The 24,607-nt window shown below is 67.5% G+C and carries 25 protein-coding genes; 13 read left to right on the top strand and 12 right to left on the bottom strand.

Annotated features, from left to right (window positions below; all coding sequences use genetic code 11):
- Positions 1–97 precede the first annotated feature (97 nt).
- Positions 98–1,399, bottom strand: coding sequence for an ABC transporter substrate-binding protein (locus tag H623_RS0113460; protein ID WP_022901462.1), 1,302 nt, complete (start codon positions 1,397–1,399; stop codon positions 98–100).
- Between the two features lie 191 nt (positions 1,400–1,590).
- On the opposite strand from H623_RS0113460, the gene H623_RS0113455 reads away from it, so the two are divergent.
- A complete protein-coding gene (locus H623_RS0113455) occupies positions 1,591–2,622 on the top strand; it encodes a LacI family DNA-binding transcriptional regulator (RefSeq protein WP_022901461.1) in 1,032 nt (343 codons plus the stop codon).
- Between the two features lie 42 nt (positions 2,623–2,664).
- Here the strand turns inward: H623_RS0113455 and H623_RS0113450 are convergent, their stop codons facing one another.
- The 3 genes from H623_RS0113450 to H623_RS0113440 all read right to left on the bottom strand — a co-directional run bounded on the left by H623_RS0113450 (position 2,665) and on the right by H623_RS0113440 (position 4,647).
- A complete protein-coding gene (locus H623_RS0113450; protein WP_022901460.1) occupies positions 2,665–3,333 on the bottom strand; it encodes a VOC family protein in 669 nt (222 codons plus the stop codon).
- A 68-nt stretch (positions 3,334–3,401) separates the two neighbouring features.
- Complete coding sequence (locus H623_RS21820; RefSeq protein ID WP_157560981.1) at positions 3,402–3,638, bottom strand: hypothetical protein; 237 nt, start codon at positions 3,636–3,638, stop codon at positions 3,402–3,404.
- 46 nt (positions 3,639–3,684) lie between these two features.
- Positions 3,685–4,647 carry a zinc-binding dehydrogenase gene (locus H623_RS0113440; RefSeq protein WP_022901458.1) on the bottom strand — a complete coding sequence of 321 codons (963 nt, stop codon included), beginning with the start codon at positions 4,645–4,647 and terminating at the stop codon, positions 3,685–3,687.
- An 80-nt stretch (positions 4,648–4,727) separates the two neighbouring features.
- Between H623_RS0113440 and H623_RS0113435 the strand changes: the two genes are divergently transcribed.
- Positions 4,728–5,345: a TetR/AcrR family transcriptional regulator C-terminal domain-containing protein gene (locus H623_RS0113435; protein WP_022901457.1), complete on the top strand. Its 618-nt coding sequence runs from the start codon at positions 4,728–4,730 to the stop codon at positions 5,343–5,345.
- Between the two features lie 71 nt (positions 5,346–5,416).
- Here the strand turns inward: H623_RS0113435 and H623_RS0113430 are convergent, their stop codons facing one another.
- Positions 5,417–5,995, bottom strand: a complete 579-nt coding sequence (locus tag H623_RS0113430; RefSeq protein WP_022901456.1) for a DUF998 domain-containing protein — start codon at positions 5,993–5,995, stop codon at positions 5,417–5,419.
- Between the two features lie 109 nt (positions 5,996–6,104).
- On the opposite strand from H623_RS0113430, the gene H623_RS0113425 reads away from it, so the two are divergent.
- Positions 6,105–6,854 carry a MerR family transcriptional regulator gene (locus H623_RS0113425; RefSeq protein ID WP_022901455.1) on the top strand — a complete coding sequence of 250 codons (750 nt, stop codon included), beginning with the start codon at positions 6,105–6,107 and terminating at the stop codon, positions 6,852–6,854.
- A gap of 50 nt (positions 6,855–6,904) precedes the next feature.
- On the top strand, positions 6,905–8,794 hold the full coding sequence (locus tag H623_RS0113420; protein WP_033372019.1) for an APC family permease: 1,890 nt from the start codon (positions 6,905–6,907) through the stop codon (positions 8,792–8,794).
- Positions 8,795–8,821: 27 nt separating this feature from the next.
- On the opposite strand, the gene H623_RS0113415 is transcribed toward H623_RS0113420, so the two are convergent.
- Positions 8,822–9,715 carry an NAD(P)H-binding protein gene (locus H623_RS0113415; protein WP_026940332.1) on the bottom strand — a complete coding sequence of 298 codons (894 nt, stop codon included), beginning with the start codon at positions 9,713–9,715 and terminating at the stop codon, positions 8,822–8,824.
- Between the two features lie 83 nt (positions 9,716–9,798).
- Between H623_RS0113415 and H623_RS0113410 the strand changes: the two genes are divergently transcribed.
- Positions 9,799–10,353, top strand: a complete 555-nt coding sequence (locus H623_RS0113410; protein ID WP_022901452.1) for a TetR/AcrR family transcriptional regulator — start codon at positions 9,799–9,801, stop codon at positions 10,351–10,353.
- Positions 10,354–10,366: 13 nt separating this feature from the next.
- Here H623_RS0113410 and H623_RS0113405 read toward each other — a convergent pair whose 3' ends face one another.
- Entirely contained in the window at positions 10,367–10,933 is a 567-nt protein-coding gene (locus H623_RS0113405; protein WP_022901451.1) for a TetR/AcrR family transcriptional regulator, read from the bottom strand.
- 93 nt (positions 10,934–11,026) lie between these two features.
- Between H623_RS0113405 and H623_RS19965 the strand changes: the two genes are divergently transcribed.
- A complete protein-coding gene (locus tag H623_RS19965; RefSeq protein WP_084486036.1) occupies positions 11,027–12,070 on the top strand; it encodes an amidohydrolase family protein in 1,044 nt (347 codons plus the stop codon).
- 286 nt (positions 12,071–12,356) lie between these two features.
- Here the strand turns inward: H623_RS19965 and H623_RS0113390 are convergent, their stop codons facing one another.
- The gene (locus H623_RS0113390; RefSeq protein WP_026940331.1) at positions 12,357–13,598 is read right to left on the bottom strand and encodes an MFS transporter; all 1,242 of its coding nucleotides are present in this window, start codon (positions 13,596–13,598) and stop codon (positions 12,357–12,359) included.
- A gap of 91 nt (positions 13,599–13,689) precedes the next feature.
- Between H623_RS0113390 and H623_RS0113385 the strand changes: the two genes are divergently transcribed.
- Together H623_RS0113385 and H623_RS21515 are read left to right on the top strand one after the other, a co-directional pair.
- Entirely contained in the window at positions 13,690–14,568 is an 879-nt protein-coding gene (locus H623_RS0113385; RefSeq protein WP_022901447.1) for a LysR family transcriptional regulator, read from the top strand.
- 285 nt (positions 14,569–14,853) lie between these two features.
- Entirely contained in the window at positions 14,854–18,231 is a 3,378-nt protein-coding gene (locus tag H623_RS21515) for a glycoside hydrolase family 84 protein (RefSeq protein ID WP_022901445.1), read from the top strand.
- Here the strand turns inward: H623_RS21515 and H623_RS0113370 are convergent, their stop codons facing one another.
- Positions 18,232–18,516: a hypothetical protein gene (locus tag H623_RS0113370; RefSeq protein WP_022901444.1), complete on the bottom strand. Its 285-nt coding sequence runs from the start codon at positions 18,514–18,516 to the stop codon at positions 18,232–18,234.
- A gap of 155 nt (positions 18,517–18,671) precedes the next feature.
- Here H623_RS0113370 and H623_RS0113365 point away from each other — a divergent pair, with 155 nt between their 5' ends.
- The 3 genes from H623_RS0113365 (at position 18,672) to H623_RS0113350 (ending at position 20,595) form a co-directional block, all read left to right on the top strand.
- A complete protein-coding gene (locus H623_RS0113365) occupies positions 18,672–19,340 on the top strand; it encodes a TetR/AcrR family transcriptional regulator (protein WP_022901443.1) in 669 nt (222 codons plus the stop codon).
- An 84-nt stretch (positions 19,341–19,424) separates the two neighbouring features.
- Positions 19,425–20,075, top strand: a complete 651-nt coding sequence (locus H623_RS0113355) for a beta-galactosidase trimerization domain-containing protein (RefSeq protein WP_084485998.1) — start codon at positions 19,425–19,427, stop codon at positions 20,073–20,075.
- 145 nt (positions 20,076–20,220) lie between these two features.
- Entirely contained in the window at positions 20,221–20,595 is a 375-nt protein-coding gene (locus tag H623_RS0113350; RefSeq protein WP_022901440.1) for a VOC family protein, read from the top strand.
- A 56-nt stretch (positions 20,596–20,651) separates the two neighbouring features.
- Here the strand turns inward: H623_RS0113350 and H623_RS0113345 are convergent, their stop codons facing one another.
- Together H623_RS0113345 and H623_RS21215 are read right to left on the bottom strand one after the other, a co-directional pair.
- Positions 20,652–21,464 carry a class I SAM-dependent methyltransferase gene (locus H623_RS0113345; RefSeq protein ID WP_022901439.1) on the bottom strand — a complete coding sequence of 271 codons (813 nt, stop codon included), beginning with the start codon at positions 21,462–21,464 and terminating at the stop codon, positions 20,652–20,654.
- 129 nt (positions 21,465–21,593) lie between these two features.
- The gene (locus tag H623_RS21215) at positions 21,594–22,337 is read right to left on the bottom strand and encodes a DUF402 domain-containing protein (protein WP_022901438.1); all 744 of its coding nucleotides are present in this window, start codon (positions 22,335–22,337) and stop codon (positions 21,594–21,596) included.
- A 103-nt stretch (positions 22,338–22,440) separates the two neighbouring features.
- Here H623_RS21215 and H623_RS0113335 point away from each other — a divergent pair, with 103 nt between their 5' ends.
- Positions 22,441–22,824: a VOC family protein gene (locus H623_RS0113335; protein WP_022901437.1), complete on the top strand. Its 384-nt coding sequence runs from the start codon at positions 22,441–22,443 to the stop codon at positions 22,822–22,824.
- 91 nt (positions 22,825–22,915) lie between these two features.
- Complete coding sequence (locus H623_RS19950) at positions 22,916–23,470, top strand: NUDIX hydrolase (RefSeq protein WP_022901436.1); 555 nt, start codon at positions 22,916–22,918, stop codon at positions 23,468–23,470.
- 104 nt (positions 23,471–23,574) lie between these two features.
- On the opposite strand, the gene H623_RS0113325 is transcribed toward H623_RS19950, so the two are convergent.
- Complete coding sequence (locus H623_RS0113325) at positions 23,575–24,378, bottom strand: DUF6518 family protein (protein WP_022901435.1); 804 nt, start codon at positions 24,376–24,378, stop codon at positions 23,575–23,577.
- Positions 24,379–24,607 lie beyond the last annotated feature (229 nt).

The following is a 24,607-nucleotide window of genomic DNA, read 5'->3' as shown; positions in this document are numbered from 1 at the left end:
TCGGGTTGACAAGACGGTGGGCCATCGGAACAACCGACGGCCCACCGTCTTGTGGCACGAACGACGCCGAGCCCGGCGGGCGACTCGTGACCGAGCGTCACTTCATCTGCGACACGAGCGTGTTCTGAAGCGTGGTCAGAGCCTCCTTCGGCGTCGCCTTGAGTGAGAGCACGCTCTGAGCGAAGGTCGACATCGCGGGGGTGCTGTCGACCAACGTCACGTTCGAGAAGAGGGCGGCTCCGCCCGGCGCCGCCCAGGTCTTGCAGATCGGCTGCCACACCGAGATCATCTTGGCCGCATTGGGATCCGCCTGGAACTCCTTCGTGGCGGCGATGGACTTGAGCACAGGGAGCCCGATGCCCGTGTTCTTCGTCCACAGCGGCGACATGTGCTTGTAGTAATAGGTCAGGAACGCCTCAGACCCCTTCTGGGACGGAGTGTTCGTGTACATCATGATGTTGTTCGGGAAGTACAGCGCGCCCTTCTTGCCGTTGGCGGAGACGAGGGGGTCACCGACGTACATGTCGGGCCCCGCTTCTCCGCCGACCTGCTGCGCGAGGCCCGGGCTCTCAAAGCCCATCGCGAACTTGTCGGCCTTCCATTGCGAGTACGCATTGGTCGTCGAGTAACCGACGCTTCCGGGATCCATATAGCCCTTCCGGACCATCTCCACCACGAAATCGAGGGCATCGATGTTGTCCTGAGTGACGCAGTTCGGCTTCTGTTCCGCATCGAACAGACCGCCGCCGTTGTTGATGAGGAGCCCGACCAGAATCTGGAAGCCGTTGCCCTGAGCACCTGAAGCGATGCCGAAGCCGTACGCACCGATCTTCTTCAAGCTTTCGCAAACATCCAGGTACGACTGCCAATCCGTGGGTGGAGTGACGCCCGCCTTCTCGAGAAGCGCCTTGCGGTACCAGAGCACGCGCATGTCGAGGTTGTAGGGAACGGCGACGTAGCCGGCCGGCGTCTTCATCGCGTCCAGCACGCCCGGCAGGAAGTCGTCGTACAGGCCGTTCTTCTTCCAGGAGTCCAGCAGATCGTCCGCGTAGGCGATGTGATGCTGTTTCGAGAACTGGAACGCTTGGGTACCGCTACCGCTGCTCACCGCGGGACCGGTGTTCGAAGCAACGGCAGACGCAAACGTCGTCGTGAAGTTCGCCCACTGCACGGACTGATACGTGGCGGGCGGCAGGTCGCCCGCCGGCTCATATGCCAGGGTGATCTTCTTGTCGGTCGGGGCGAAGTCGACTCCACCCCAGGGCATGTTCCAGAACTTGATCGGCTTGGCGCTGGTGCCCCCCGAGCACGCGGCCAGAAGCGTGGCGGCCGCGACGCCGCCCGTCGCTGCCAGGAAACCGCGGCGCGAAAGACTCGCTGCGGCGTGTGAGTTGTTCATGCTGAATCCTCCTGCGCGCCAACCCGAGCTTCGAGTTGGGTTCGTCGCTGAACGTGGGATGCCAGGAGTCGCGACTTGCGCAAACTTCTTGGTATTTGTTCGATTGCAGACCATATGCTCGCAGGCGATTCCTAGGAATGCAAGCTGCAATAGGCGGTCAGTTTGCGCAAGTTTCGCGGTAGCATCCACTCATGCAGAGCGAATCTCCGCGAGGACGCCCCACTCTCAGTCAGGTTGCGGAGCTGGCCGGCACGAGCGTGCCCACCGTGTCGAAGGTGCTCCGCGGTGGAACTGATGTCTCGGAGAGCACGCGCATGAGGGTGATGGAAGCGGTGCGCGCCGTTGACTACCACCGTCGTGGCGCGAGCTCGGAGCGGCTCGCGGAGCGGCCCACCATGATCGACCTCGTCGTCAACCACGTTGCGGGCTCCTGGGCGAACTCGGTTCTCACGGGCGTCGAGGCGGCGGCCGCCGCCGCAGACGTCGACGTCGTGATCTCGATGGCAACACACGGCAGAGACTGGGCTTCCCGGCTCCTGCGCCGTCCGTCATCGGGCGCCGTAGTGGTTCTCGTCGATCCGTCGTCCACGCAGTTCCGGATGCTCTCCGCCGCGAACGTCCCGTTGGTGCTCATCGATCCGATGAGCAAGCCGCCGCGGGAGGTCCCCAGCGTGGGTGTCGCCAACTGGAACGGCGGGCAGATCGCGGCCGAACACCTCCTCGCGCTCGGCCATCGGCGGTTCGGCATCGTTGCGGGCATCCGAACGCATCTCTACAGTCGCGCCAGAGTAGACGGATTCCGAGCCGGCGTGGACGTCCGCCAGCTCGATGCGAGCATCCACGTCGCACACGCGGACTGGGACCGGGGACGCGCACGAGACGAGAGTCGGCACCTTCTGGAAACACATCCCGACATCACCGCGTTCTTCGCCTGCTCAGACATCATGGCTCTCGGTGTCTACGACGCGGTTGCAGAGCTCGGCCTCACGATCCCGAACGACATCAGCGTGGTCGGGTTCGATGACACTCCCGAGGCGCACGCGGCCAGGCCGCCACTGACAACCGTCCGACAGCCGACCGCTGAGATGGGGGCCGCCGCGGTGAGGATGCTCTTGTCCGCCATGGCGATGCGACCCGCGGCTTTCGAGGCCGAGCCTCCACGAATAGAAATGGCAGCCGACCTCATCGTTCGCGGATCCAGTTCAGCGCGGGGCGGACACTAGATCAGGATGTCCGGCCGCAACCCGAAGCCGCGGCGTCGCCCGCTACTCGTCCGAGCCGGCCCAGGTGTCGGGCCACGGCGCGATGTCGACCTCATTGCCCTCGGGATCGGCGAGCGTCCACCACTGTGGACCGTTGTCGCGCACGACGGTTCCACCGGCCGTGAGAGCGGCAGCGACGCGCGCTTCGGCCTGGTCGGCTGGGAGGTAGAAGTCGATGTGGATGCGATTGCGCTGGGGGCGCTCGGCATCCATCTGCTGGAACCAGAAGTTCGGGGCCATACCGTCGGGATCGAACAGGTCGTCCTCGGTGGCCGTCCGCCCGAGCAGCGCGGCCCAGAAGGCCTGCACCTTCGGGATGTCGAGCGCGTCAACAGCGATCTGAAGCGTATGCACCTTCGTGGGGTCGGTCGGAATGTCGAGTTCGCGAGCGACTTCGGAGATCTGAGCGGCAAGAGCGGCGTCGCGCTCGCTCAACCATCCGTTCGGCATCACCTCGTGGGTCATCAGCTTCACGAGCACCGCGGGATATCGCAGGTCGATGTCGGGATGGTGATTCGCGGCATCCGCCAGCGCACCGATTCGGTCGACGAACTCCAGCCCCTTCGCGAAAGAACCGGTCGCGAAGTAGGCTGCGGCGCCGTCCGACAGCACGCGCCAGTCTTCGACGCCCGGTGACTCATGGAACTGCTTCGAGGTGATGGGCTCGACCATGCCCGGAGGCTACGGCGGCGAACCGAGGGCGTCAAGGGGTGGGTGCGCCGGCACCTGGCGGGAGCACGCTACTGCCCTGGCTGCTCGGCGTGCAGGAGGCGGGCGATGCGGTGCTGCCAGCCCACGAGGATTCGTGGTGGGTTCTGGTGGTGACTGTTCGGGCTCCTCAGCCCGTGACCGTGGTGGCGCTGGCCGTGCCGCTGTTCGGCGGCCCGCTGGCCGCGAGCATTGGCACTCTCCGTGTGCGCGGGTACCCCGGGCACACGGTGCGTGAGGTGGTGCAGGCGCTGGGTGAATGCGTTCATGGTGTTCTCCTGTTCGTGTTCCGTGGCAGTGATCGTTCGGGCGAGCTCAGCCGGGGATGATGACGAGCCGCCGTCCGCGGAGGTCGGCTCTCGTCCATGCCTCGGCGATCTGGCGGAGGGGCATGGTCTCAACGGCGACCGTCAGCTCGCCGTTGCGTACCCACTCGACGACCTGGCGGTAGGCCGTGGACATGCCTACTGCGGCGTTGCGGCTCGCACCGTAGATCTCCAGGCCGGAGGTGCGCAGCGCGTCGGCACTGAGTCGGATGCCTGATCCGGCCGCTTCTCCGATCTGAACGAGCCGAGTAGGGGTGCCCAGTGAGAAGCTCGTGGGGATGAGCGCTCGGGTGAGCAACTCCGTCGGGCGGCCCCAGAGGTAGTCGACGACCACGTCGTATCCGTTCCCTGCGTGCTCGCGGTAAGCCTCGATCAGTGCCTTGTCATCGACGGCGGTGTTGATCGTCGCGTCTGCCCCGAGGTCGAGCAGCTCGTTCAGTGCCGTGTCGTCGCGCCCGGTCGCCACGACGCGTGCCGCACCCAGCAGCCTGGCGATCTGGATCGCGAGCCGCCCGGCGACACCGGTGCCGCCCTGCACGAGCACCGTCTCGCCCTGCCGGAAGCTGCCCGCGGCCTGCAAGCCGAGCATGCCGCTGATCGCTGACGAGAGCGCGGCGGCCACGGGCGGCTCGATCCCCTCGGGGATCGGAGCGGCATACCCGGCCGGTATGGTGACACGCTCGGCCAGGGCGCCCTCCGGTGGTTGCAGGCCGCCGAAGCCCACGAGCGTGTCATCGGGCAGGCGTCCGATGCCGTCGAAGCACGGGACCGCCGGAAGCGCCGATTGGAAGGCGGCCGACGTGTAGTGCGTGCCCGCGACAATGGCGCGATCCACGTTCTCCACGGCCACGGCCTCGACCGTCACGACGACCTCGCCGTCGTGCGCCTCCGGCTCCGGCCAGTCTCGATACTCGGGCACGCCACCGGCGCGTGAGACCACGGCTGCCTTCATCACGATCTCCCTCTTACGGTGTTAGAGAACTACGATGTTTCTAACACTGTAAGAGTCGATGTGCAAGCAGAGGAGTCCCGATGCCGCTGAATCGGGAGCGTGTGCTCGACGAAGCGCTCCGCCTCGTCGACGAGGAGGGTCTCGATCGCCTGAGTCTGCGCATCCTCGCCGCCCGGCTGAACGTGCAGGCGCCCACCCTCTACTGGCATGTGAAGAACAAGTCCGAATTGCTGGATGCTCTCGCGGACGCCGTTATGGACGAGGCGATCGCCGCAGTGCCGCCCCCGGCCGGCGTGGGAGACGGGCGCGAGTGGTTGTTCGAGGCGCTGCGGGCGCTGCGGGCTGCGCTGCTGCAGCACCGCGACGGCGCGCGCATCATCTCGGGAGCCCGGGACTCGTTACGACGCGGTGACTTCTCCGAGACGGCCATGGCCACGCTCGTACAGCGGGGAATGGATGCCCGGGATGCCCGACTGCTCGTGCTGGTCGGCGAACGCTTCACAGTGGGCTGGGTCCTCGAGGAGCAGTCGCCTCCGCCCGAAGGCCCGGCACCGTCGGTGGAGCAACTGCGGGCGCGGTTCCCCGTCGCCACCCGCGCGATCGGCGACTACTTCACCGGAACCGGCCGCACTGCCGACGACCTCTTCGACGACGCCGCCCGCCTCGCGCTGGGGCTTCCGGGGGCAGGGCGATCCTGAGGGAACCGACCCGCATCCCTATCCCTGGACCTCGCGGTTGATCGGCGGCGACGCCGGGGACTACCACATCCTCACCCGAGCGCGATGAGGTATCCGGCGACCGTCATGAACCACAGTGCCGTCGCGGTGACGAACAGGCGCTCTGCCAAACCCATGACCGAGCGCCGCAGCTTCGGCAGGATAAGCGTGACGAGGAAAGCGTAGAAGGTGATGCGCACGATCCAGGTGATGATCTCGAAGACGAGGGGCGAGGCATTCGCAGGCAGCACGAGATTCGTCATGGCGACGAAGAGCCCGGCGAACTGGATGATCGCGAGCACCCAGTGCGTGACGCCCGTGGCGGTGATCTTCGTGCCCGTCAGATCTGTCGGAAGGAGCGGCATGACCGCACCGGCCAGCACGCCGATGGCGCCGGCGATGAGCGCCCAGGTCGGGCCCATGTCGGTCAGAGAACAGGTGATCAGGACGAACGCGTAGGCGGGCATCGAGAGTGCGGCCATCAGAGTGAACTCCGGCCGCGTGCGCCCAGTTCCGTAGTCGCTGACCGTGTTGCGCAGCGGGCTGAACTCGCGGTGCGCGACGTGCAGGTGCAGGAAGATTCCGAGCCGAGCCGCGATCAGTGCGATGGCGAGGATGGGTAGTGCGATCATGGCGGACTCCTTGTGGTCGTCGGGATGACAACCGCTAAGGTAGTGGCACTATCTAACGGTGTCATCGTGGATAGCGGGCGGCCATTTCACTATCCGATCGGGGTGTTCCGTGAAGCTTCAGGAACTCGGCCACGTGAGTCACACGCCGGTGAGCACCATCAAGTACTACCTGCGCGAGGGCTTGCTCGAGCCCGGTGCGAAGCGGAATGCGACGACCTCCGTCTACGACGAATCGCACGTCGAACGGTTGGTGCTGATCCATACGCTGCGTCAGGTCGTCGGGCTGCCGATCGAGCGCGTTCGCGAGGTCGTGGAGGTCGTGCGCGCCGGTGATCCGGTCACGCTCATGGGGGCGGTGCAGGCGGCCGCGCTGGGACTGCCCTCGACGACGGATGCCGATGGTTCGGCGGAGAACGGCTCTCGCGTGACCGCTGCGCAGGTCGTCGATGCGATGGGGTGGTCGCCCGGGGCGGACGACGCGGCCGCGGCGCTCGATCGTGAGCTGCGCGTGATCTCGGGGTGGGGCATCCGCTCCGATCTCGAGACGGTGCTCGTCTACGCGCGAGCTGCGGATGCGGTGGCGCGGTACGAACTGGGGCTTCCGGAGGGTGTGACCGGCGGTGACAGGGCCCCCAGCCCGGATCGGCTCGCGACCTTCGTCGCCCGCGGCGTCTATGCGGACTCGCGCCTCATGCTGGGAATGCTCGCTCTCGCGCAGGGTTCTCGGGCGATCGAGCGCGGCGACGGTGCCGAGCCCGTTCACGACGGGCCGACTCCGCCCGGGCGTATCCGGCCAGAGAGCAGCGTGGTCCCTGGCCCGAGCAGTCCCGAGCGTAGATTGAGAGACGAACGGCCATAACGGAGCCGGTTGAAATGCGCGCCGGCGAACGACATGAAGGGGTGTCACTCGTGAGCCGGACAAGTGTCAAAGACGATCCAGCACCGGTCACCGGATCTTTTGAAGTCGCGGACAGCAGCCTCAGGCGACGGCTGTCGTTCACTCAGCTCCTCCTCCTCGGCGTCAGTGCACAGATCGGTTCCGGATGGCTGTTCGGCGTTCTCGCCGCCGCCGGAGTGGCCGGACCAGCGGCCATCCTCTCGTGGATCATCGCCTCGGTCCTCGTCTTCCTCATCGCGCTGACCTACCTCGAGCTCGGAGCCATGCTGCCCCGCTCCGGCGCGATCGTGCGGTACACCTATCTGACGCACGGCTCACTCTCCGGCTGGATCATCGGCTGGGCCTACTGGCTCTCGGTGGTATCGATTCCTCCTATCGAGGCAGAGGCGACTCTCACCTACCTCGGCGGCAAGTTTCCGGGAACGGGATTCTTGACGACCGTGCAGGGCGTGGACGTCCTCAGTTGGCCGAATGGGATTCTGGCCGGCTTCGGGCTGACGGCACTGTTCTTCGTGCTCAACTTCTTCGGCGCGAAGTTCCTGGCCGAGTCGAACAAGTGGGTGACGCTCTGGAAGATCGCATTGCCGACGCTGACGTTCATCTTCTTGTTCTTCATTCTGAAGGGCCAGAACTTCACGTCATATGGCGGATTCGCTCCGCTCGGCGTGCCGCCGATCTTCCATGCGATCGCGACCACCGGGATCATCTTCTCGCTGCTCGGCTTCAGGCAGGCGCTGGACTACGGCGGCGAGGTGCGCAACCCGCAGCGCAATGTGCCGTTGGCCACGATCGGGTCGATCGTGATCCCCGCCGCCATCTATACGCTGCTGCAGGTCGCCTTCATCGGCGCGATCAACTGGGCGGACATGGGTCTGAAGCAGGGGGCGTGGGATCAGCTCGTCAAGGGAGGATGGGCCGACGGGCCGCTCTTCCATGCTTTGGACTCCGCGAACATCGCCGCGCTCGCCGCGCTCGGCGTCTTCCTGCTGATCGACGCGGCGGTGTCGCCGCTGGCGACCGGCTGGGTGTACCTCGGCACCGCCGCTCGCACCGGGTACGGACTCGGCGTGCACCGCAACATCCCCAAGGCGTTCACCCGCAACAACCGCTTCGGTATCCCCTGGTTGCCCCTCGTGGTCTCGGCCGTGGTCGCCTGCGTGTTCTTCGTCCCGGCCCCCAGCTGGTATCAGTTGGTCGGCTTCATCTCATCCGCTGCGGTCCTGACTTACATCATGGGCGGAGCGGGTCTTCCGGTGCTGCGACGCACCGCGGCCGCCCTCAACCGTCCGTTCCGGCTCAAGTGGTACCAGTTCTGGTCTCCCGTTTCGTTTCTGGCCGCGGTGCTGATTCTCTATTGGAGCGGATTCTCGACGCTGGCCAACGTCTTCACCGCGACCTTCATCGGCTTGCCGTTCTTCACCGCCTACTACGCCTGGCGGCGCGGCTGGATCAAGGCCGTGCCGAGCGCGGTGATCAGCATCGTCTTCTTCGCTCTCTGGATCTGGGTGGCGATCGCCGGTGGATGGGTCTTGACCACAGGGGGTGGCCAGCGTCCCGGTGGATGGCCGTTCCCCTTCTATTTCGTCGTGTTCTGTGCCCTCGTGATCGCCTTCTGCGCGGCCGTCTGGGTGTTCTCCGAGACCGAGGGACGCAAACATGTCACCGCGAACTGGTGGCTGATCTGGCTGCTTCTGGCCTCGATGCTCGTCGGCTACCTTGGCGTGTACGGCCCGCTGAAACATCCGGTTCTCGGATTCCCGTGGGGCATGGTGGTCGAAGTCCTCGTCGGCCTTGTGGCGTACCTGTGGGCGATCAGATCGGGCTTCGCCACCGACGAAATCAAAGACATCCTCGCCGCGGCGGAGCAGGAGGCGAAGCCGACCGCGCCGTCGGATCGCTAGGCGACGACAGGCCTCGCCCCCCGATCGTCAGCTCGCGATGCCGGTGCGCGCTACGACGCGAGGCTCCAGCACGTTCCGGCACCAGGTGCGGAAATCGGTGCTCGCACGCTCTGCCACAGCCCAATCCGCGTCGTAGATGCCGTCGAGCTGAGCCTGGAACATCTCGGTCGTGTCGCGCACGGCACGATCCGTTGCGCCACCGGCGCGCATGCTCGACGCGAGCTCGTCGATGGTCATGGCCCGGTAGGCGACCGCGCGCCCCAGTTCCTCGCTCATGACCTCGGCCATCTCGCCTGGAGTGAGACGATCCGGCCCGAACACCGGGACATCTTCCTGACCCCGCCAACTCCGGTCGGTGAGCAGGTCGGCCGCGGCCCGGGCGATGTCATCCGTCGCTATCGTCGCGAAAGGTCGATCGGCGGGAGCCGCCAGGGCGAACGCGCCCTGATCGCGGATCCAGTCCAGTTGGCCCAGCAGGTTCTCCAGGTAGAACGGCAGCGAGAGCGCGCGGTAGTGGGCGCCGGAGGCGGCGAGCTCGGCATCCATGGCGAACGCCGCCGAGAGCACTCCTGCCGGATCGGTCCACCCGTGACCGGCGCTGGAGATGCCGACGACGTGGCCGACGTCGTGACGGCGGATCGCGGCCGTCGCCGCCCTGGCGAAGTCGAGGTAGTGCTGACGAGCGCTCGACGCGGTGCGATCCGGCGGAACCAGCCAGAACAGTGCGTCGCTTGCCGGCAGGGCAGCATCGAGCGCGGCTGGATCGGAGTGGGTGCCGACCACGATCTCGACGCGCTGGCGGATGTCGTCCGCGAGCCGAGCAGGATCGCGCACGATGACTCGCACACTTTCGCCTCGATCGAGCAGATTCTCCACGAGCTTGCGCCCGATCTGTCCCGTGGGTGTGGTGACGACGATCATGTTCATCTCTTTCTAAGCGGAATCGGAATTCCGGTTCACGATAACACAACTCATCCACCCGACCTCAACTACACTGAAGCGCCATGACGGCTCCGACTCGGCCCCTGCGCGCGGACGCGCGCCGCAACCGTGAGGCGATCCTCGCGGCGGCCGGTGAGCTCTTCGGCGAACAGGGAGACGAAGCGCAGATCGAGGAGGTCGCTGCACGCGCCGGCCTGGGCGTGGGGACGGTCTACCGCCATTTCGCCGACAAGCAGGCGCTGCTCGCCGCGATCGTCGGGCGCAGGTTCGAAGCGGCGACCGAGCTGGCGCGCTCTGTCGACGAGTTGACGGACGCGGGAGAGGCGTTCGAGCGCCTCCTCTACGGCTACCTCGAGTCGGTCTGCGCCGACTCCGCCTTCCGGAGAGCGCTGCTCGGACCCGAGGAACCGCGATGGGAGTCGATCGCCGCACAGAAGGAGGCCTTCCGAGAGGTCGTGTCGCGGATCGTTCAGCGAGCAGTCGATGCCGCCGTGCTCCGGGCGGACTTCGGCGTCGACGACTTCGTGCGGGTCACTCGGGGAGCCATGGCCAACATGCCCGATGATGCGGATTGGCGACGGCACGTCGAACTGCAGCTCGAGGGCATCCGACCGTGAAATGCTCGAAGCCCTATCGCGACCCGGGCTCCGAGCCCGGCGGTTCCGTCGGCTGCGCCACCGCGTCCGCCCACTCGCGGGCGGCGCGCCTCAGTTCGTCGGGTGTCACCTCGTCGAACGCGGGAAGGCTGAGGAAGTGTCGGGCGATGGTGAGGCCGAGGATGCCGCTGACTGCGATGGTCGCGCGGGCTGCGGCATCCGACCCCTCCATGGACGCCGTGAGGTTCTCGATGCGTTCCTGGAGGAAATCGCGCATGTGCGCCTCGGCCTCGGGAGAGGTCAGCATCGACTTGACGAGCGCCCGGGTCTGCGGCGGCAGGTCGGTCAGGCGCACGTCGAGAACATCGGCGAGATGATCCGCCGTGCTCCGATCGTCGTCGGAGGGGAGCTTGACCGCGATGGCGAACAGATCGGCCTTGGAGCCGTAGTGCTGCATCACGAGTGAGGGATGCACGCCCGCCCGCTCTCCGATAGAACGGATGGTCGCGCCGCCGAAGCCGTGAAGGGCGAACTCCTCCTGCGCGGCCTCGAGGATTCGCTGCGCTGTCGCGGCGCGTTTCGCCTGCCGTGTCGAGCTCATCCGTTCACTATACGAGTGTTGAGCGAAACCTGATACTGTTTCGCTCTACGCGTGTTTAGCGAACATGCCGGTGCGAGCGAAGAAGTGGTGGACATGACGATCATCGGAATAGAAGAGCACTGGACGACTCTCGGGCTGACCGCCGCGCTCGGTTCCTTGCCGCCCGAGCGAGCGGACGACAGCCTCGCGCTGAACGAGTTCGGTGACACTCTCGAGCGCTTGTCGGACCTCGATGACGGCCGTCTGACAGCGATGGACGCGCAGGGAATCGATGTTCAGGTCATCTCACTCGCGCCGCCCGGCGCGGGAGTGCTCGATCCGGCCGATGCGGTCGCGATGAGCAGGGATCTGAACGATGCGGCGATCGATGCCGTTCGCCGGCATCCTCGGCGCCTTCGCTCGATGGCGACCCTCCCGCTCTCCGACCCCGCTGCGTGTGCAGCTGAACTGGAGCGCGCCGCGGCGCTCGGTCACGTTGGAGCAATGGTCTACGGTCGCGTCGGCGACCGCCGGCTCGACGACCCCGCCTTCGATGAGCTGTTCGCCTCGGCGGCCGAGCTGGGCGCGCCGATCTTCATTCATCCTCAGATTCCCCCGCGGAGCATCCGGGACGCCGCCTATGCCGGGTTCGACGAGATGACGGAGCTGGCGCTCGCCACGTTCGGGTGGGGATGGCACGTCGAGGCCGCTACGGCCGCTCTCCGGCTGATCGCGCGCGGCACGTTCGACCGGCATCCTCAGCTTCAGGTGGTCCTCGGTCACTGGGGCGAGCTGCTGCCGTTCTGGTCCGACCGCGCCGACAGCCTCGCGCGCATCGCCGGGCTGGAGAAGACTGTGGCAGAGACGATCCGCGCCAACTTCCATCTGACCTGCTCGGGCATGCTGAGCCCCGCGCTGCTGCGGCACGCGTTGGAGGTGACGAGCGTGGATCGACTTCTGTTCTCGACGGACTACCCGTTCCAGAGCCCGAGTGCGGAGGACATCGAGCGATTCCTCGCCGGGTTCGAGACAGAGGAAGATCGCGCGGCCTTCACCGCGGGGAACGCGGCGCGCCTCTTCGGCATCGATTCCCGGATCGGCACCCCCATCGGTGGCGGTGGTGGTGGTGGTGGCTCGGCGTCGGGTGTGCACACGTGAGCAGGGCCGCCGTCGAGACGGCACGTTGGCGGCCTGTGAATGACGAAGCGTGAAGAGAAGCGGAGAACGCCCCGCTGACGGTCGCCGAGAGCGTGCCCGGAATCGTCGACACCCTCGAACGTCATGCGGGAGAACCGGGCCTGGTGTTCCGCGACTACCGCGACCAGGTGGTGCCGTGGTGAGCATCCGATCGCGATGAGGCGTGCCGAGCCCGCCCCGCCGTTGTGCAGCGCGAACGGGTGGCGCGTCGGGAACACGGTGCGCCGGCGGCGTGGAGGGGTCTCCCTCAGCGGCGGATCATGCGCGACCCCGCGACCGCGACCAGGATCGCAGCGAAGACCGTGAGGCCGAGCAGCACGTCCAGGGTCGGCCAGAGGCTCAAAGCAGCGGCCGCCAGGAGCGGCGGCAGCGTCATGCCTGCGTAAGCGATGAGGAAGACACCGGCGAGCGCCTCGCCGCGTCGTTCAGGAACGGCCGCTGATCCCGCGGTGACGAGCGCGCCGCGGAACAGGATGCCGATGCCTGCTCCGGTCACACCGCTGCCGATGAGGAAGACGGCGAGCGTGGCGAACATGGCCCCTATGCCCACCGTGACGAGACCGCCGATGGCCAGGGCGATGCCGAGGCCCAGTTGCGAGCGGAGTCCGAGCCTGACGGTGCCGATCTGGGCCGAAGCCGCGGCGACGAAGAGGATGAACGGCGCCACGCCGGCGAGAAGGGCGGAGTGCTGCCCGAGGATGCCCACGAGGAACGTGGAAGACAGGCCCATGAACGTGCCGAACACTGCGAACACCCCGAACGCCGCCGCGGCGGCAGCCCAGAAGGCACCGCGTCGGTCGGCGGGCACCGCGATGCGCTGAGGCCGATAGGCGGGGCGCTCCTCGCTCGGCTCGACGGTCTCCGGCACGAAGGCGACGACGATGATCTCGACCGCGAGGAGCGCGGCGAAGAGCACGAATGGCACGACGAGCGGGCGAGCCGACCACGTGGCGATGATCCCGCCGATCAGGGGCCCGAACCCGATGCCGCCGAGGTTGGCGAAAGTCGCGATGATCGGTGCGCGCTCCGGCGCGTGCTTCGCGGCGATACCGAGCTCGGTCAGATGTGCGGTCGCCGTGGCGGTGAGGATGCCGACGCCCAGACCGTTGACGAAGCGCGCGACGATGAGGCCCGCGACGTCATTCCAGATCAGGAACAGGATCGCGGCGAGCAGTGTGATGAGCAGCGACGCGAGGATGACCCGGCGACGCCCGAGCCGGTCTGAGAGGTGACCCGCGAGGTAGAGGCTCAGCATCACGCCGATCGCGTACGACACGAAGATGACGGTGAGCACGATGACGGGGAAACCGTCGCGTTGCTGATAGATCGCGTAGAGCGGGGTCGGAACCGCGCAGAACGCCATCTCGGTGAAGAACGCGAGAGCGATGATCCAGAAGCCTGCGCCGTGCGGCAGGCGTGAGGCGCCGACACGAGCGGGCGCTGCGGACGCTTCGGCGGTGGGTATCGGGTTCGTGGTCGTGCTGGTCATGCTTCGAGCGTCGCGCGAAGCCCCCATCGTGTCCAACGAATACATTGAATGGATGCCATCGACCCTGTCGATCATCGCGTAGCCTGTGCGCATGGACACGAGGCAGGCGGAGTACGCGATCGCCGTGGCCGACGAACTGAGCTTCACGCGCGCGGCCCAGCGGGTGAACGCGGTGCAGTCGACGGTCTCCGCGGGCATCCGCGCCCTGGAGAGGGAGCTCGGAACCGAGCTCTTCGAGCGTGATCAGCGCGGCGTTCGAGTGACGGCGGCCGGCGAGGCCGTGCTGCCCGCTCTGCGTGAACTCGCCGAAGCGGAGGCGCGGGCGCGCACGGCCGCCGACCCCCGCGGGGAACTGCGCGGTGAGCTGCGGATCGGTGTCTTCTCGAGCGTGAGCTATATGGCTATCCCGCGCGTCGTGGGCGCGTTCCATCGGTCGCACCCGCTCGTCGACCTGAGGCTGCGGGCATCATCGGCAGGTTCGATGAGACTTGCGGAGGACGTGCGGCGAGGCCGGCTCGACCTCAGCCTGTTCGGCCTGCCGGCCTCCGCCGCGCCCGGACTCGCCGCGCACCGGCTGGTGACGACGCCCTACGTCGCACTTCTCCCCGTCGGTCATGAACGTGCCCGTCACACGTCCGTCTCACTGCGCGAGCTCGCCGCCGAGCGATTCGTGGACGCTCCCGTGGGGTTCGGGAACCGAAATGTGCTCGATGCCGCGTTCGGCGCGAGGAACATCGTGCGGGACGTCGCGGTCGAGGCCACGGAGACGGCATCCATTCCCGCATACGTGGCGGCCGGGCTCGGAGTCGCGCTCCTTCCCGAGGCGCTCACCCCGCCGGGCGGGGACGTCGTGCGCGTCTCGCTCTCGGATCCCATCGAATGGGAGTTCAACGTCGTGACCCGACGATCGCCGGGGCCGGCCACGACGGCGCTGCTGCAGGAGTTGCTCGCGGCGTACGCGACGAGTTGAGCGCCGCACTCTCCGTTCGCCGTCCTTTCGCAAGCGAGGGCCGACTCGCTTGCACTGTTATCGATGCCGTGATGGAGACTCCCGCGAATTCGCCCTTTGCTGACAGTGGCGCAGGGGGCATGTAGAGCGATAACATCGCGGTGGCGCGACGGAAAGAATGCGTCACGAGTGCGAAGAGCCCGAGTGCGGCGTTCGCGACGGGCACCGGCGCCGTGCTTCTCGGCGCGCTGCCAGGCGCGACGATCGCCTGATTCCAAGGACGGAATGACGATGAGGACCGTACGCATGAAGGCGTCCCGAGTTCTGCTGAGCGGCGTCTTGGCCGTGGCCCTCGCCGGTGGTGTGGTCGCGACCGAGCACGTGCCGGCAGCTCAGGCCGCGTCCCTGCCGCAGATACTTCCCGCGCCACAGCAGGAGAGCGTGGGCGGCGTCGAGTTCTCGCTGACAGGGACAGTCACTGTGGTCGTCGGGGAGAAGACGGACGCGAGCGCGGAGGGCTTGCTGAAGCAGGTCATCACGGCGGCGGGAGGCACACCGAAGCTGGTGACCAGCGCACCCGCCGGTGACGCCGTGTATCTCGGCACCACCGATGACAACCCGGCCATATCGGCCGTTCTTGCCGGCATCGGCCTCGACGGCTCCACCGACATCGAAGCGGAGGGCTACGCGCTCGGTAGCGGAACGACGGGCGGTCACAGGGCTCTCGTGCTCGATGGCATCGACGCTGCGGGCACGTACTACGCGGTTCAGACGCTCTCCCAGATCGTCACCGAGGGAGTCGTCCCCGCCGTGACCGTGCGTGACTGGCCGCTCATGAGCATCCGCGGGGAGATCGAGGGCTTCTACGGCATTCCGTGGTCGCATCAGGCGCGCCTCGACATGATGACGTTCGACGGCAAGCACAAGATGAACACCTACGTGTACACGCCGAAGGACGACCCGTACCTGCGCAGTCAGTGGCGTGAGCTGTACCCCGCGGGGCAGCTGGGCCAATTGAACGAGCTGGTGTCGGCCGCGAACGAGAACCACGTGAACTTCACGTACGCACTCTCGCCGGGCAACACCATCTGCTACTCGTCGGCCGACGACCTGAAGGCGACGGAGGCGAAGTTCGACCAGCTACGTGAGATCGGGGTGAGCTCGTTCTACGTCGCGCTCGATGACATCGACACGTCGGCGCACTGTGCGGCCGATTCGGCTCAGTTCACGACCGGTGGTTCCTACGATGTCGCGAAGGCACAGACGCACTACCTGAACGAGCTGGTGTCCGACTACATCACGCCGCATCACCTGCAGCCCCTGCAGACGGTGCCGACGCAGTACAGCGGGTCAGGAGCAAGCGCGTACAAGACGACGTTCGGCACGTCTCTGGACCCCTCGGTGCGAGTGCAGTGGACAGGCGAGGGCGTCTTCAGCGATCGGATCACGCTGTCCTCGGTGACCGCCGCCGTCACGAACTACCACACCGACCACCTGTACATCTGGGACAACCTCCCCGTGAATGACGGACAGCGCGACCGGCTGTTCCTCAATCCGCTCACCGGTCGGGATGCTCAGCTGTACACCAAGATCGACGGCATCACCTCGAACCCGATGATCGAGTCGTACGCGTCGATGATCGCGCTCGCCGGTTACGGCGACTACACCTGGAACTCGCCCGAGTACGACGCCGCGACGACGCAGACCGCGATCATCCAGGAGCTCGCGGGCCCTGATGCGGCGGTGCAGGATGCGCTCACAGCGTTCGTGGATCTGAACCAGAGTTGGACTCCCTACCGGTCGACCTCACAGTTCGCGCCCGCGTTGTCGGCCGACATCGACGCCTTCTGGAAGGCGTATCAGGTCGGCGACGCGGCGGGCATGAAGCCGCTCGAGGATCGGCTGGCGACCATCATCGCCGCGCCGGACACCCTGAAGAAGATGGCGCAGTCGGGCTTCTACGCCGACGCCGCGCCATGGATCGCCGCGGCCGCGCACTGGGCATCCGCGATGCGGGACGAGATCACGTCGCTCGTGGCCATGAAGGCCGGCGATGGGGAGAAGGCCACGAGGGCGATACTCGCGTCGTTCGACGAAGTGAGCGGAGCGAAGCAGAAGACCGTACCCGACCTCGGGGGCAACGACCAGGTCGTGCCGGATTCGATCGTGCCCGCCGTGGGCGACGGCGTGTTCCAGGCGTTCAACGACAAGGCGCATTCCCTCTACAACGACTGGCTGGGCGCCACGCCCGTCAACTCGTTCTCGCCCTATGCCGCGACAGCGAGTGCGACGGCGAACCTCGGGCAATACTCCAGCTACGCGAAATCGAACATGACGGACGGGAAGCTCTCGTCGTTCTATTGGTCGAGCAGTGCCCCCGCGGTGGGGGATGCGGTGCAGGTCGACCTCGGATCCGTGACGACCGTCGGGTCGGTGGCGATCCATCAGGCGGATTCCGACTCTGCGGCGGGCGACATGCTGTATCACGCCGATCTGCAGTACTCGACGGACGGGACGGACTGGACGACGGTTGCGCACTTCGACGACGCGCCGTTGGTCTCGTACTCGTTCGCGTCCCCGGTCAAGGCACGGTACGTGCGGCTGGTCGCCACGGACCCGAACCCGGGTTCCAAGTGGGTGAAGATCCGCGAGTTCCAGGTCTCCCCGGCATATTCCGGAACCCCCTCCGCCAGCGCTGACCTCGGTCAGTATCAGGCGTACGCGAAATCGAACATGACCGACGGCGACCTCTCCTCGTACTACTGGTCGAACAGCGCTCCGGCCGTCGGCGACTACGTACAACTGGATCTCGGCGCCGTGGGGACCGTGGGTGCCGTGGCGATCCACCAGGCGGATTCCGACTCTACGGCGGGCGACATGCTGTATCACGCCGATCTGCAGTACTCGACGGACGGGACGGACTGGACGACGGTTGCGCACTTCGACGACGCGCCGTTGGTGTCCTACTCGTTCGCGTCCCCGGTCAAGGCACGGTACGTGCGGCTGGTCGCTACGGACCCGAACCCGGGTTCCAAGTGGGTGAAGATCCGCGAGTTCCAGGTCTCCCCCGTCTCAATGCCGGTGGAGACGGATGTGGCGCCGACGGCGGGTTCAAGCGCGACGAACGCGTTCGATGCGTCGGTCGCCACCGCCTTCACCGCGGCGGCCGTTCCCGAAACGGGCGCGCGATTCGGGAGGGTGTTCGACAAACCGACTCACCTGGGGTCCGTGACGGTGGTGGGGACCGCGGCAGGAAGCCTCCAGTACCAGGATGCCGAGGGCTGGCACGATCTCGGAGTCCTGGATGCGGGCAAGGTCTTCCAGGAGGCGAAGATCGACGCCGACGGTGTGTCGGCCGTGCGCATCCTCTTCTCCGGTTCCGGCGGGGTCGTGCCCAGCGTTTACGAACTCGTGGCGCGCGAGGGTGATCCGATTGCGGACGATCCGCTGATCGGGCAGGATCCCGGCGATGGTTCGGGTACGGGCACCGGCACGCCTGGCGACGGCTCGGAGACCGGTACCGGTCCCCACACCGGACAGGACGCCGGAAGCGCAACCTCGACGTCGTCGGAGCAGGATCTGGCATCGACCGGATCGGACACGCTGCCCTGGACGGTGCTCGCCCTGCTGATTCTCGGGCTCGGTGGAGGACTCGTCAGCGTGCGTCGCCTACGACGCCGGTGATCACCCGAGCGGAACAAGCCCGTCCGACTCGCGTCTCGGTCGCACGTCGGCGCTCCATCGGCCGGCGTGGTCGGATTTCCACTCGCTTCCGGGTGCGAACGCGAGCTGGAAGGGCTCGAGCACGGCCGATCCCCAGCCGAGCTCCTCGGGAGTGTGCGCGTGCGCGTGGTCGAAGTCGACGAAGAACAGAACCGGCGTGCGCTCGCGGGTGAGGAAAGCCAGATTCCACTGCGTGTTGCTGGTCTCATAGGTCGCCTCGACGGCAACGACTGACGTCAAATCCATGGGTCGCCCTTTCGGTCTCATCTCGTCGGTCGGCACGCGGGATGTCTGCGCCGAACCACGGCCCGAACCTTCATCCTGTCAAAGACTTACTTACATGTCAGTAAGTAATAAGCTCAGAGTAATACCCGTTCCGTTCTCTGAGGAGTCCCCCATTGATGGCAGCCGACGGCCGGCCAGTGCACACACCGAAGGCTCGTGCCGGCACCGCCGCTCGGCGCGAGGCGGTGCTCGAGGCCGCGATGAGCGTCTTCGGTGCTCGCGGCTACAACAAGGCGGCGCTCACCGAGGTCGCTGAGCGAGCGGGAATGACGCACGCCGGCGTGCTGCATCACTTCGGAAGCAAGGAACGGCTGCTCATCGCCGTGCTGCAGTACCGCGACGGTGACGAAGTCGACGGCATCGCCGCGCGCGAGCAGGTCGACGGGCCGGCGTTCGTCGGCCACATCCTCGACACGATCCAGGCCAACACCGAGCGGCGCGGCGTCGTGCAGACCTACGCCGTGCTGTCCGCCGAGTCGGTGACGGACGGGCATCCTGCGCAGGAGTACTTCCGGGGGCGCACCGCCGCCCTGCGCGAAAAGCTCGTGGGCGTGCTGCGCGAGTTCGCGCATGACGGAGTCGGCGGCGATGAGTTGGTCCGTGCTGCCAATGCCCTCATCGCCGTCATGGACGGCTTACAGGTGCAGTGGCTGCTCGATCCCGACGCGGTCGACATGCCGGGAACAGTCGCGATGGTGATGGACGAAGTGATCGATCGTCTCTCGTCAGGAACCGCCGCGCCAAATGCCCGTTCTCGTGCGGACGAAATGCTCACCCCGCGTTGACCCCTCGTCACTCGCAGCCCCGCCTGCGGCTCTCGCGGTGACTCTCAGTGCTCGCCGGGCGACCACGTGGTCAGGCGACCGCACATGCCCCAGCGAGTGGCGGCATCCGGATGGCTGACGGCAATCCCGCTCGTCGCCATCACCCCGGGGTCTCCCGCGGCAAGCGATGCCAGCTGGCCGGCCGTGGCATCCAGCTGCGCACCGGGACCCTCGGTGACGAGACGTTCCCACTCGCCCACGCGGTCGCTCACCAGCGCAGCGGATGCCGCCGCCACCGGAGAGGGCGACGGTCGCGGACACGTGGCCGAGGGCTTCACCGCCACGGCGGACTGGTGGCAGGACAGCCTGCACGCCGAGTCCGCGTCGGTGCGAGCCGTGTACGAGAACGGCCTGCTCGTGGGGCACCCCGCGGTGATCGAGAACGCGGTGGGCGACGGACACGTGGTCTATCTCGGGACGCGGCTGGAGGCATCCGCCCTGTCCCGCGTGCTGAACGGCGAGGCGGCGCGGGCAGGCGTGAGTCCTCTGGTCGCGGACGCTCCCGCCGACGTCGAGGTGGCGCTGCGCGAGAGTGCGGAGTCGCGGTTCCTGTTCGTGATGAACCACTCGGAGACCGAGGTCGCCCGTGTCGCGCTGCCGTTCGCCGGGCGGGAGCTGCTGGGCGGAACCGACGTGGCGCACTCGATCGAGCTTGCGCCGCTCGGGGTGGCGGTCGTGCGAGCAGCGGAGGTCTGACGGGAACCAGCGGACGACGCCGAGAGCAGCCGCCGTAGCCGTCGCCCCGCATCGGGCAGGCGTCAGCAGCTGAGGGATGTCGGTGGCTGCGGGCAAGCTGGGTCCGTCGCGTCGACAGACCCAGCGGCGCACGGAAAGGGACTCCATGGACTTCGCTTCGATCCGCATCATCACCGACGACGTCGACCGCCTCGCGCGGTTCTACGAACTCGTCACCGGCATCGAGCCCGTGCGCCCGGCGCCGGTGTTCGCCGAGTTCCGCACCGCGGTCGGTGCGCTCGCAATCGGCAGCACGGCCACCGTCGCCATGCTGGGCGATCGCGCACCGAAGGCCGGAGCGAACGACTCCGTCATCATCGAGTTTCTCGTCGACGACGTGGACCGCGAGTTCGCCCGGCTTCGCGACGACCTGGACGACGTCGTGCTCGAGCCGACGACGATGCCGTGGGGCAACCGTTCGGCGCTGTTCCGCGACCCGGACGGGAACCTCGTGAACCTGTTCGCGCGGCCGGCGAGCTAGGTACGAACCGCCGCTGCCGGGCGAACCTCAGCTGATTCGCTTGCCGCCGGCATCCGTCACCGACGCGCGACGGCCAAGCCCACCGTGGCGTACTGCATGGTGAAACTGCCGCCATGCTCGTCGACGGCCTTTCCGAGGCCGGCGAGAAGGGCATCCATCGCGTCGGCGGGAATGCGGTTGTGCCCGCCCATCGTCGGCACCGAGTCGAGCCAGGCATCCCGGGTGATCGTCGCCTGCCAGTCGAAGCGCAGGGCCTCCGGCTCATCGAACGCGCCCGTCGTGCGGATGCCATCGGTCGCCTTGTCGAGGAAGTGCCGGTAACCATCGACGGCGGATACGCCGGCGGCCCAAGGCGTGAAGGGCAGGCCGGTGTCGACCGACCGGTAGACCTCGCCGAAGGCTGCAGCGATGTCTGGATCCGGGTCGCCCGCGTTCCAGAAGATGGCGAGGCGGCCGCCCGGGTGCAGGAGGGCGGCGGCTTTGCTGGCGCCCGCGTCCGGGGCGATCCAGTGCCACGTCTGGCCGGCGATCACAGCATCGAAGGCGGCACCGCGGGCATCCCACTCCTCGAAGCGACCCAGGCCAACGGCGAAACCGCGGGCGCGGGCGAGCTCCGCCATGCGTTCGTCGACCTCGACGCCGACCACGTCGGCGCCCTCGGCGCGGAACGGGAGAGCGGAGAGCCCGGTGCCGATTCCGACGTCCAACACCCGCTTCTCGGGCAGGCCGTCGAGCACGGCGTGAGCGAGCGCCCGCGGATAGTGCGGCCGAGCGCGATCGTAGCGGGCGGCATCCGACCCGAACGACTCCGCGATCTCGCGGTGGTGGTGCGGCACAGGATCGGCAGCGGGCGAAGGAAGCGCGACCATGTGCTCACTCTAGGCCGAGCCAGCAGCGGCGGCTGGTCTTGCGCGCCCCCGCCAGCGTCGACTTGCCTGCTCCGGGAAGTCCATTGACCAGAACGAGGGATCGCGAGGGCAACTCTGCTACCGGCATCCTCACACCAACTCGCGCCAGTTGCCGGGCAGCACGGCGGGAGGCCAGGCTGGGTCGGGCGTCCAGGCGTCCCAGTCGGCGTCGAACGGCCAGCCGCCGTCGAGGGCGATGTGGGTGAGGCGTTCCCCGGCGTCACGTGCCTGACCCGCCTCGTCCTCGGTGACGGCGCCGACGTCGAGGAGCCAGGCGAGCTCATCCTCGTCCTTGTAGTACACGTTCCAATCGGGGTCGCCGGGTGTTCCGGAGCAGACGACGTCGAGTGTCCAGTCGCAGGTGTCGAAGCCGATGTCGGTGCGTCTCCAGGGTTGCTCGAGGTTTCCGTACCAGGTGCCGACCCAGTTCTCGCCGTCGTGCCAGCGCCAGACCGACCATGGATCGCCGTGCCGGTGCACACGCACGACCGTGGAACCCGACCACCGGTGCTCGCCGTGGGTGCCGTCCCAGGCATCCGGAAGCACCAGGCGGCCGTTCGGGCCGGCGCCCTCGCCGTTGCGGCGGCGGATGTCGGATCCGGGCACCGTGGCGACGACGGAGACGTCATCGGTGTCGACGAGGACGTGACAGGCGACAACGAATCCGACGGCGTGCCCACGTGCGCCGAACTCGCGGATGCTGCGCACCGCGACCACGTCGCCGCGGCGGAACGAGGACGCCTCGTGTGCGGCAGGTGCAGGCGTCGTGTCGCGATCGGCGGTTGCGCCGGCCGTCACGGGAGAGACTGCATCGAGTTCTTCGTCGAGCGGCATTCGTCCAGTCTGCAACACAGGACGCCGGGCGGCTGCGAGGTTCGTCGCCCCGATCAGCGATGCGGCGCGTGACTGAGTCGGTGGCTGAGCGCACAATGTCTCCATGTCGGATCGCATCTCTGTCAGCGGCGTGACCATCAACGCCCCGCACGCCCTCGAACTCGCACGCTTCTACGCCGACATCACAGGCGGTGCCGCGCACGGTGACGCGGGGTGGGCGACGGTCACCGGGCCGAACGGAGAGCTCGGCTTCCAGCAGATCGCGGACTATGTACCGCCGACGTGGCCGGAAGGCACGGTGCCGATGCAATTGCACGTCGACTTCTACGTCGATGATCTGGTCGCGACCGAGAAGCGGGTGCTCGCGGCGGGCGCGACCCGGTTCGACTTCCAGCCCAACGACGACCACTGCCTCGTCTTCGCCGATCCTGCGGGGCATCCGTTCTGTCTCAGCACGTGGAAGGCGCCGGTGCTGAACGACGAATGAACTCCGTCGGCGTCGGCGGATGGGCGAGCTCCCGGGGCTATGCCGGCCAGCCGATCGGCGGTCGATCTCAACGCTCTGCGACGATGGAGCGGTGCGTCACGACGAGCTGCTGAACGACCTGAAGGCGCTCGCGCCGTCACCGCTGCGCGACGACTACGTGCGTTTCGTCTCCGAGCGGGGCGAAGCGGCGCTGCGACGCGACGGCGGCCTCGAGCATGTCACCGGTTCGTGCTTCGTGGTCTCGCCGGATCTCGCGAACGTGCTGCTCTGCTTTCATCGCAAGGGCGGGTTCTGGGTGCAGTTCGGCGGTCATGTCGAGGAGTCGGATGCCTCCATCGCGCAGACGGCGCAGCGTGAAGCACGAGAGGAGTCGGGCATTCCGGGGCTGGTTCTGCTCGGGACGGCACGCGACCTCACCGCGCCGATCGCCGACCTGGATCGGCACGAACTGCACGGCGGATTCGCGTGCGCCGCGCACTGGGATGTCGGGTACGTCGCCGTGGTCTCCCCCGATGTCGGGATCGTGGTGAGCGAGGAGAGCGAGGACGTGCGGTGGTTCCCGGTCGACGCGCTTCCGGCGCAGGTCCCGGCCGGGCTCGCCGATCGCGTCGAGGCGGCACGCGGTGCGGTGCGGGCGTTGGCGTGAGCGTGGGGCGGGTCGGGCCGTTGCGACCGCGAGGTGGCCGGCGTCGGAGTGATGCTGAGCTGAGCTCGGCCGGTGGCTTGTGGAGATGGTGAGCAGGAGCATCCTCACCGAATGACGATGGCGAGCGCTCCGAAGCAACACGCGGCGCCGATTACCGCGATGGCGCCGCAGAGCAGTCGGGTTCGCCACCCGGTCAGGCGGCGGGCGATCGTGTACGCGACGTATGCCGCCCCGATCGTGATCTGGATGACCCAGTAGCTCCAGCCAGTGGTAGCCGCGACCCGCACGAGGGATGCGACGCCGTCGCCGATCAGGAGCGCACCGATCGCTCCGGACCCGATCGCGCGCAGCGGGTGGCGCGGGGAGTACTGCCATGAGGAGGCGACGCCCACGACGGGTCCGACCACGAACGCCAGGAGGAACAGGATGTCGCCGGGCCCGTACGAGTCGGGGAACCCCCGCAGGGTCGAGGCGATCGCATAGCCCTGGAGCAGGCAGTGGAAGGCGATGAGGCCGAAGAGGGCGCACATCCACGGGCCGCGATGTGCGATCGTCACCACGATGACGACGAGGATGACCCAGCCGCCGTTCGAGTTGGCGAACGGAGCGAGCGCGGGCGGGAGAAACGTCTGCGCGAACGAGGTGAGGCCGCCGAGGAGCAGGGATGCCGCGGCGACTGCGAGCGTGATGGCGATGGCGATCGCGACGCGGGCGGGGGCGACGGCGGGCGCGCGGCGGTCGGCGGGGGCGACGGCGGGCGCGCGGCGGTCGGCGGGGGCGGGGGTGGAACGCTCGGCGGTCGGCGCCGCGTTGTCGGCGGCGACTTCGGGGCGGAGGGGACCGGTGGAGCGCGCCGGCGCGGCGAGTCGTTCGGAGGGCGTCGGTTTGACGGCCTGGTCGGTGGGCACGGGTTGAGGGTGCTCGGCGTCAGGGGTCACGATGTCCAGTTTGGCAGCGGGCCGATGGGCCCGATCGTGAGGCGGAGTGGGGTCGTTTGCGGAAGTCCGCGCGGTGGGCTGGATTTGCGGCGGTCTGAGCTCGAGCGTGCGATGCGAGAACCGAGCGGCTACGTGCGAGGGAAGGCAAGCGCATCTCTCCGTCCACAAGACGAGTTTCCACGAGTTACTAACAATGCTG

The sequence above is a fragment of the Humibacter albus DSM 18994 genome (assembly GCF_000421825.1).
GTDB classification, from domain to species: Bacteria; Actinomycetota; Actinomycetes; order Actinomycetales; family Microbacteriaceae; genus Humibacter; species Humibacter albus.
This window is presented reverse-complemented; position numbering and strand designations above follow the sequence as displayed.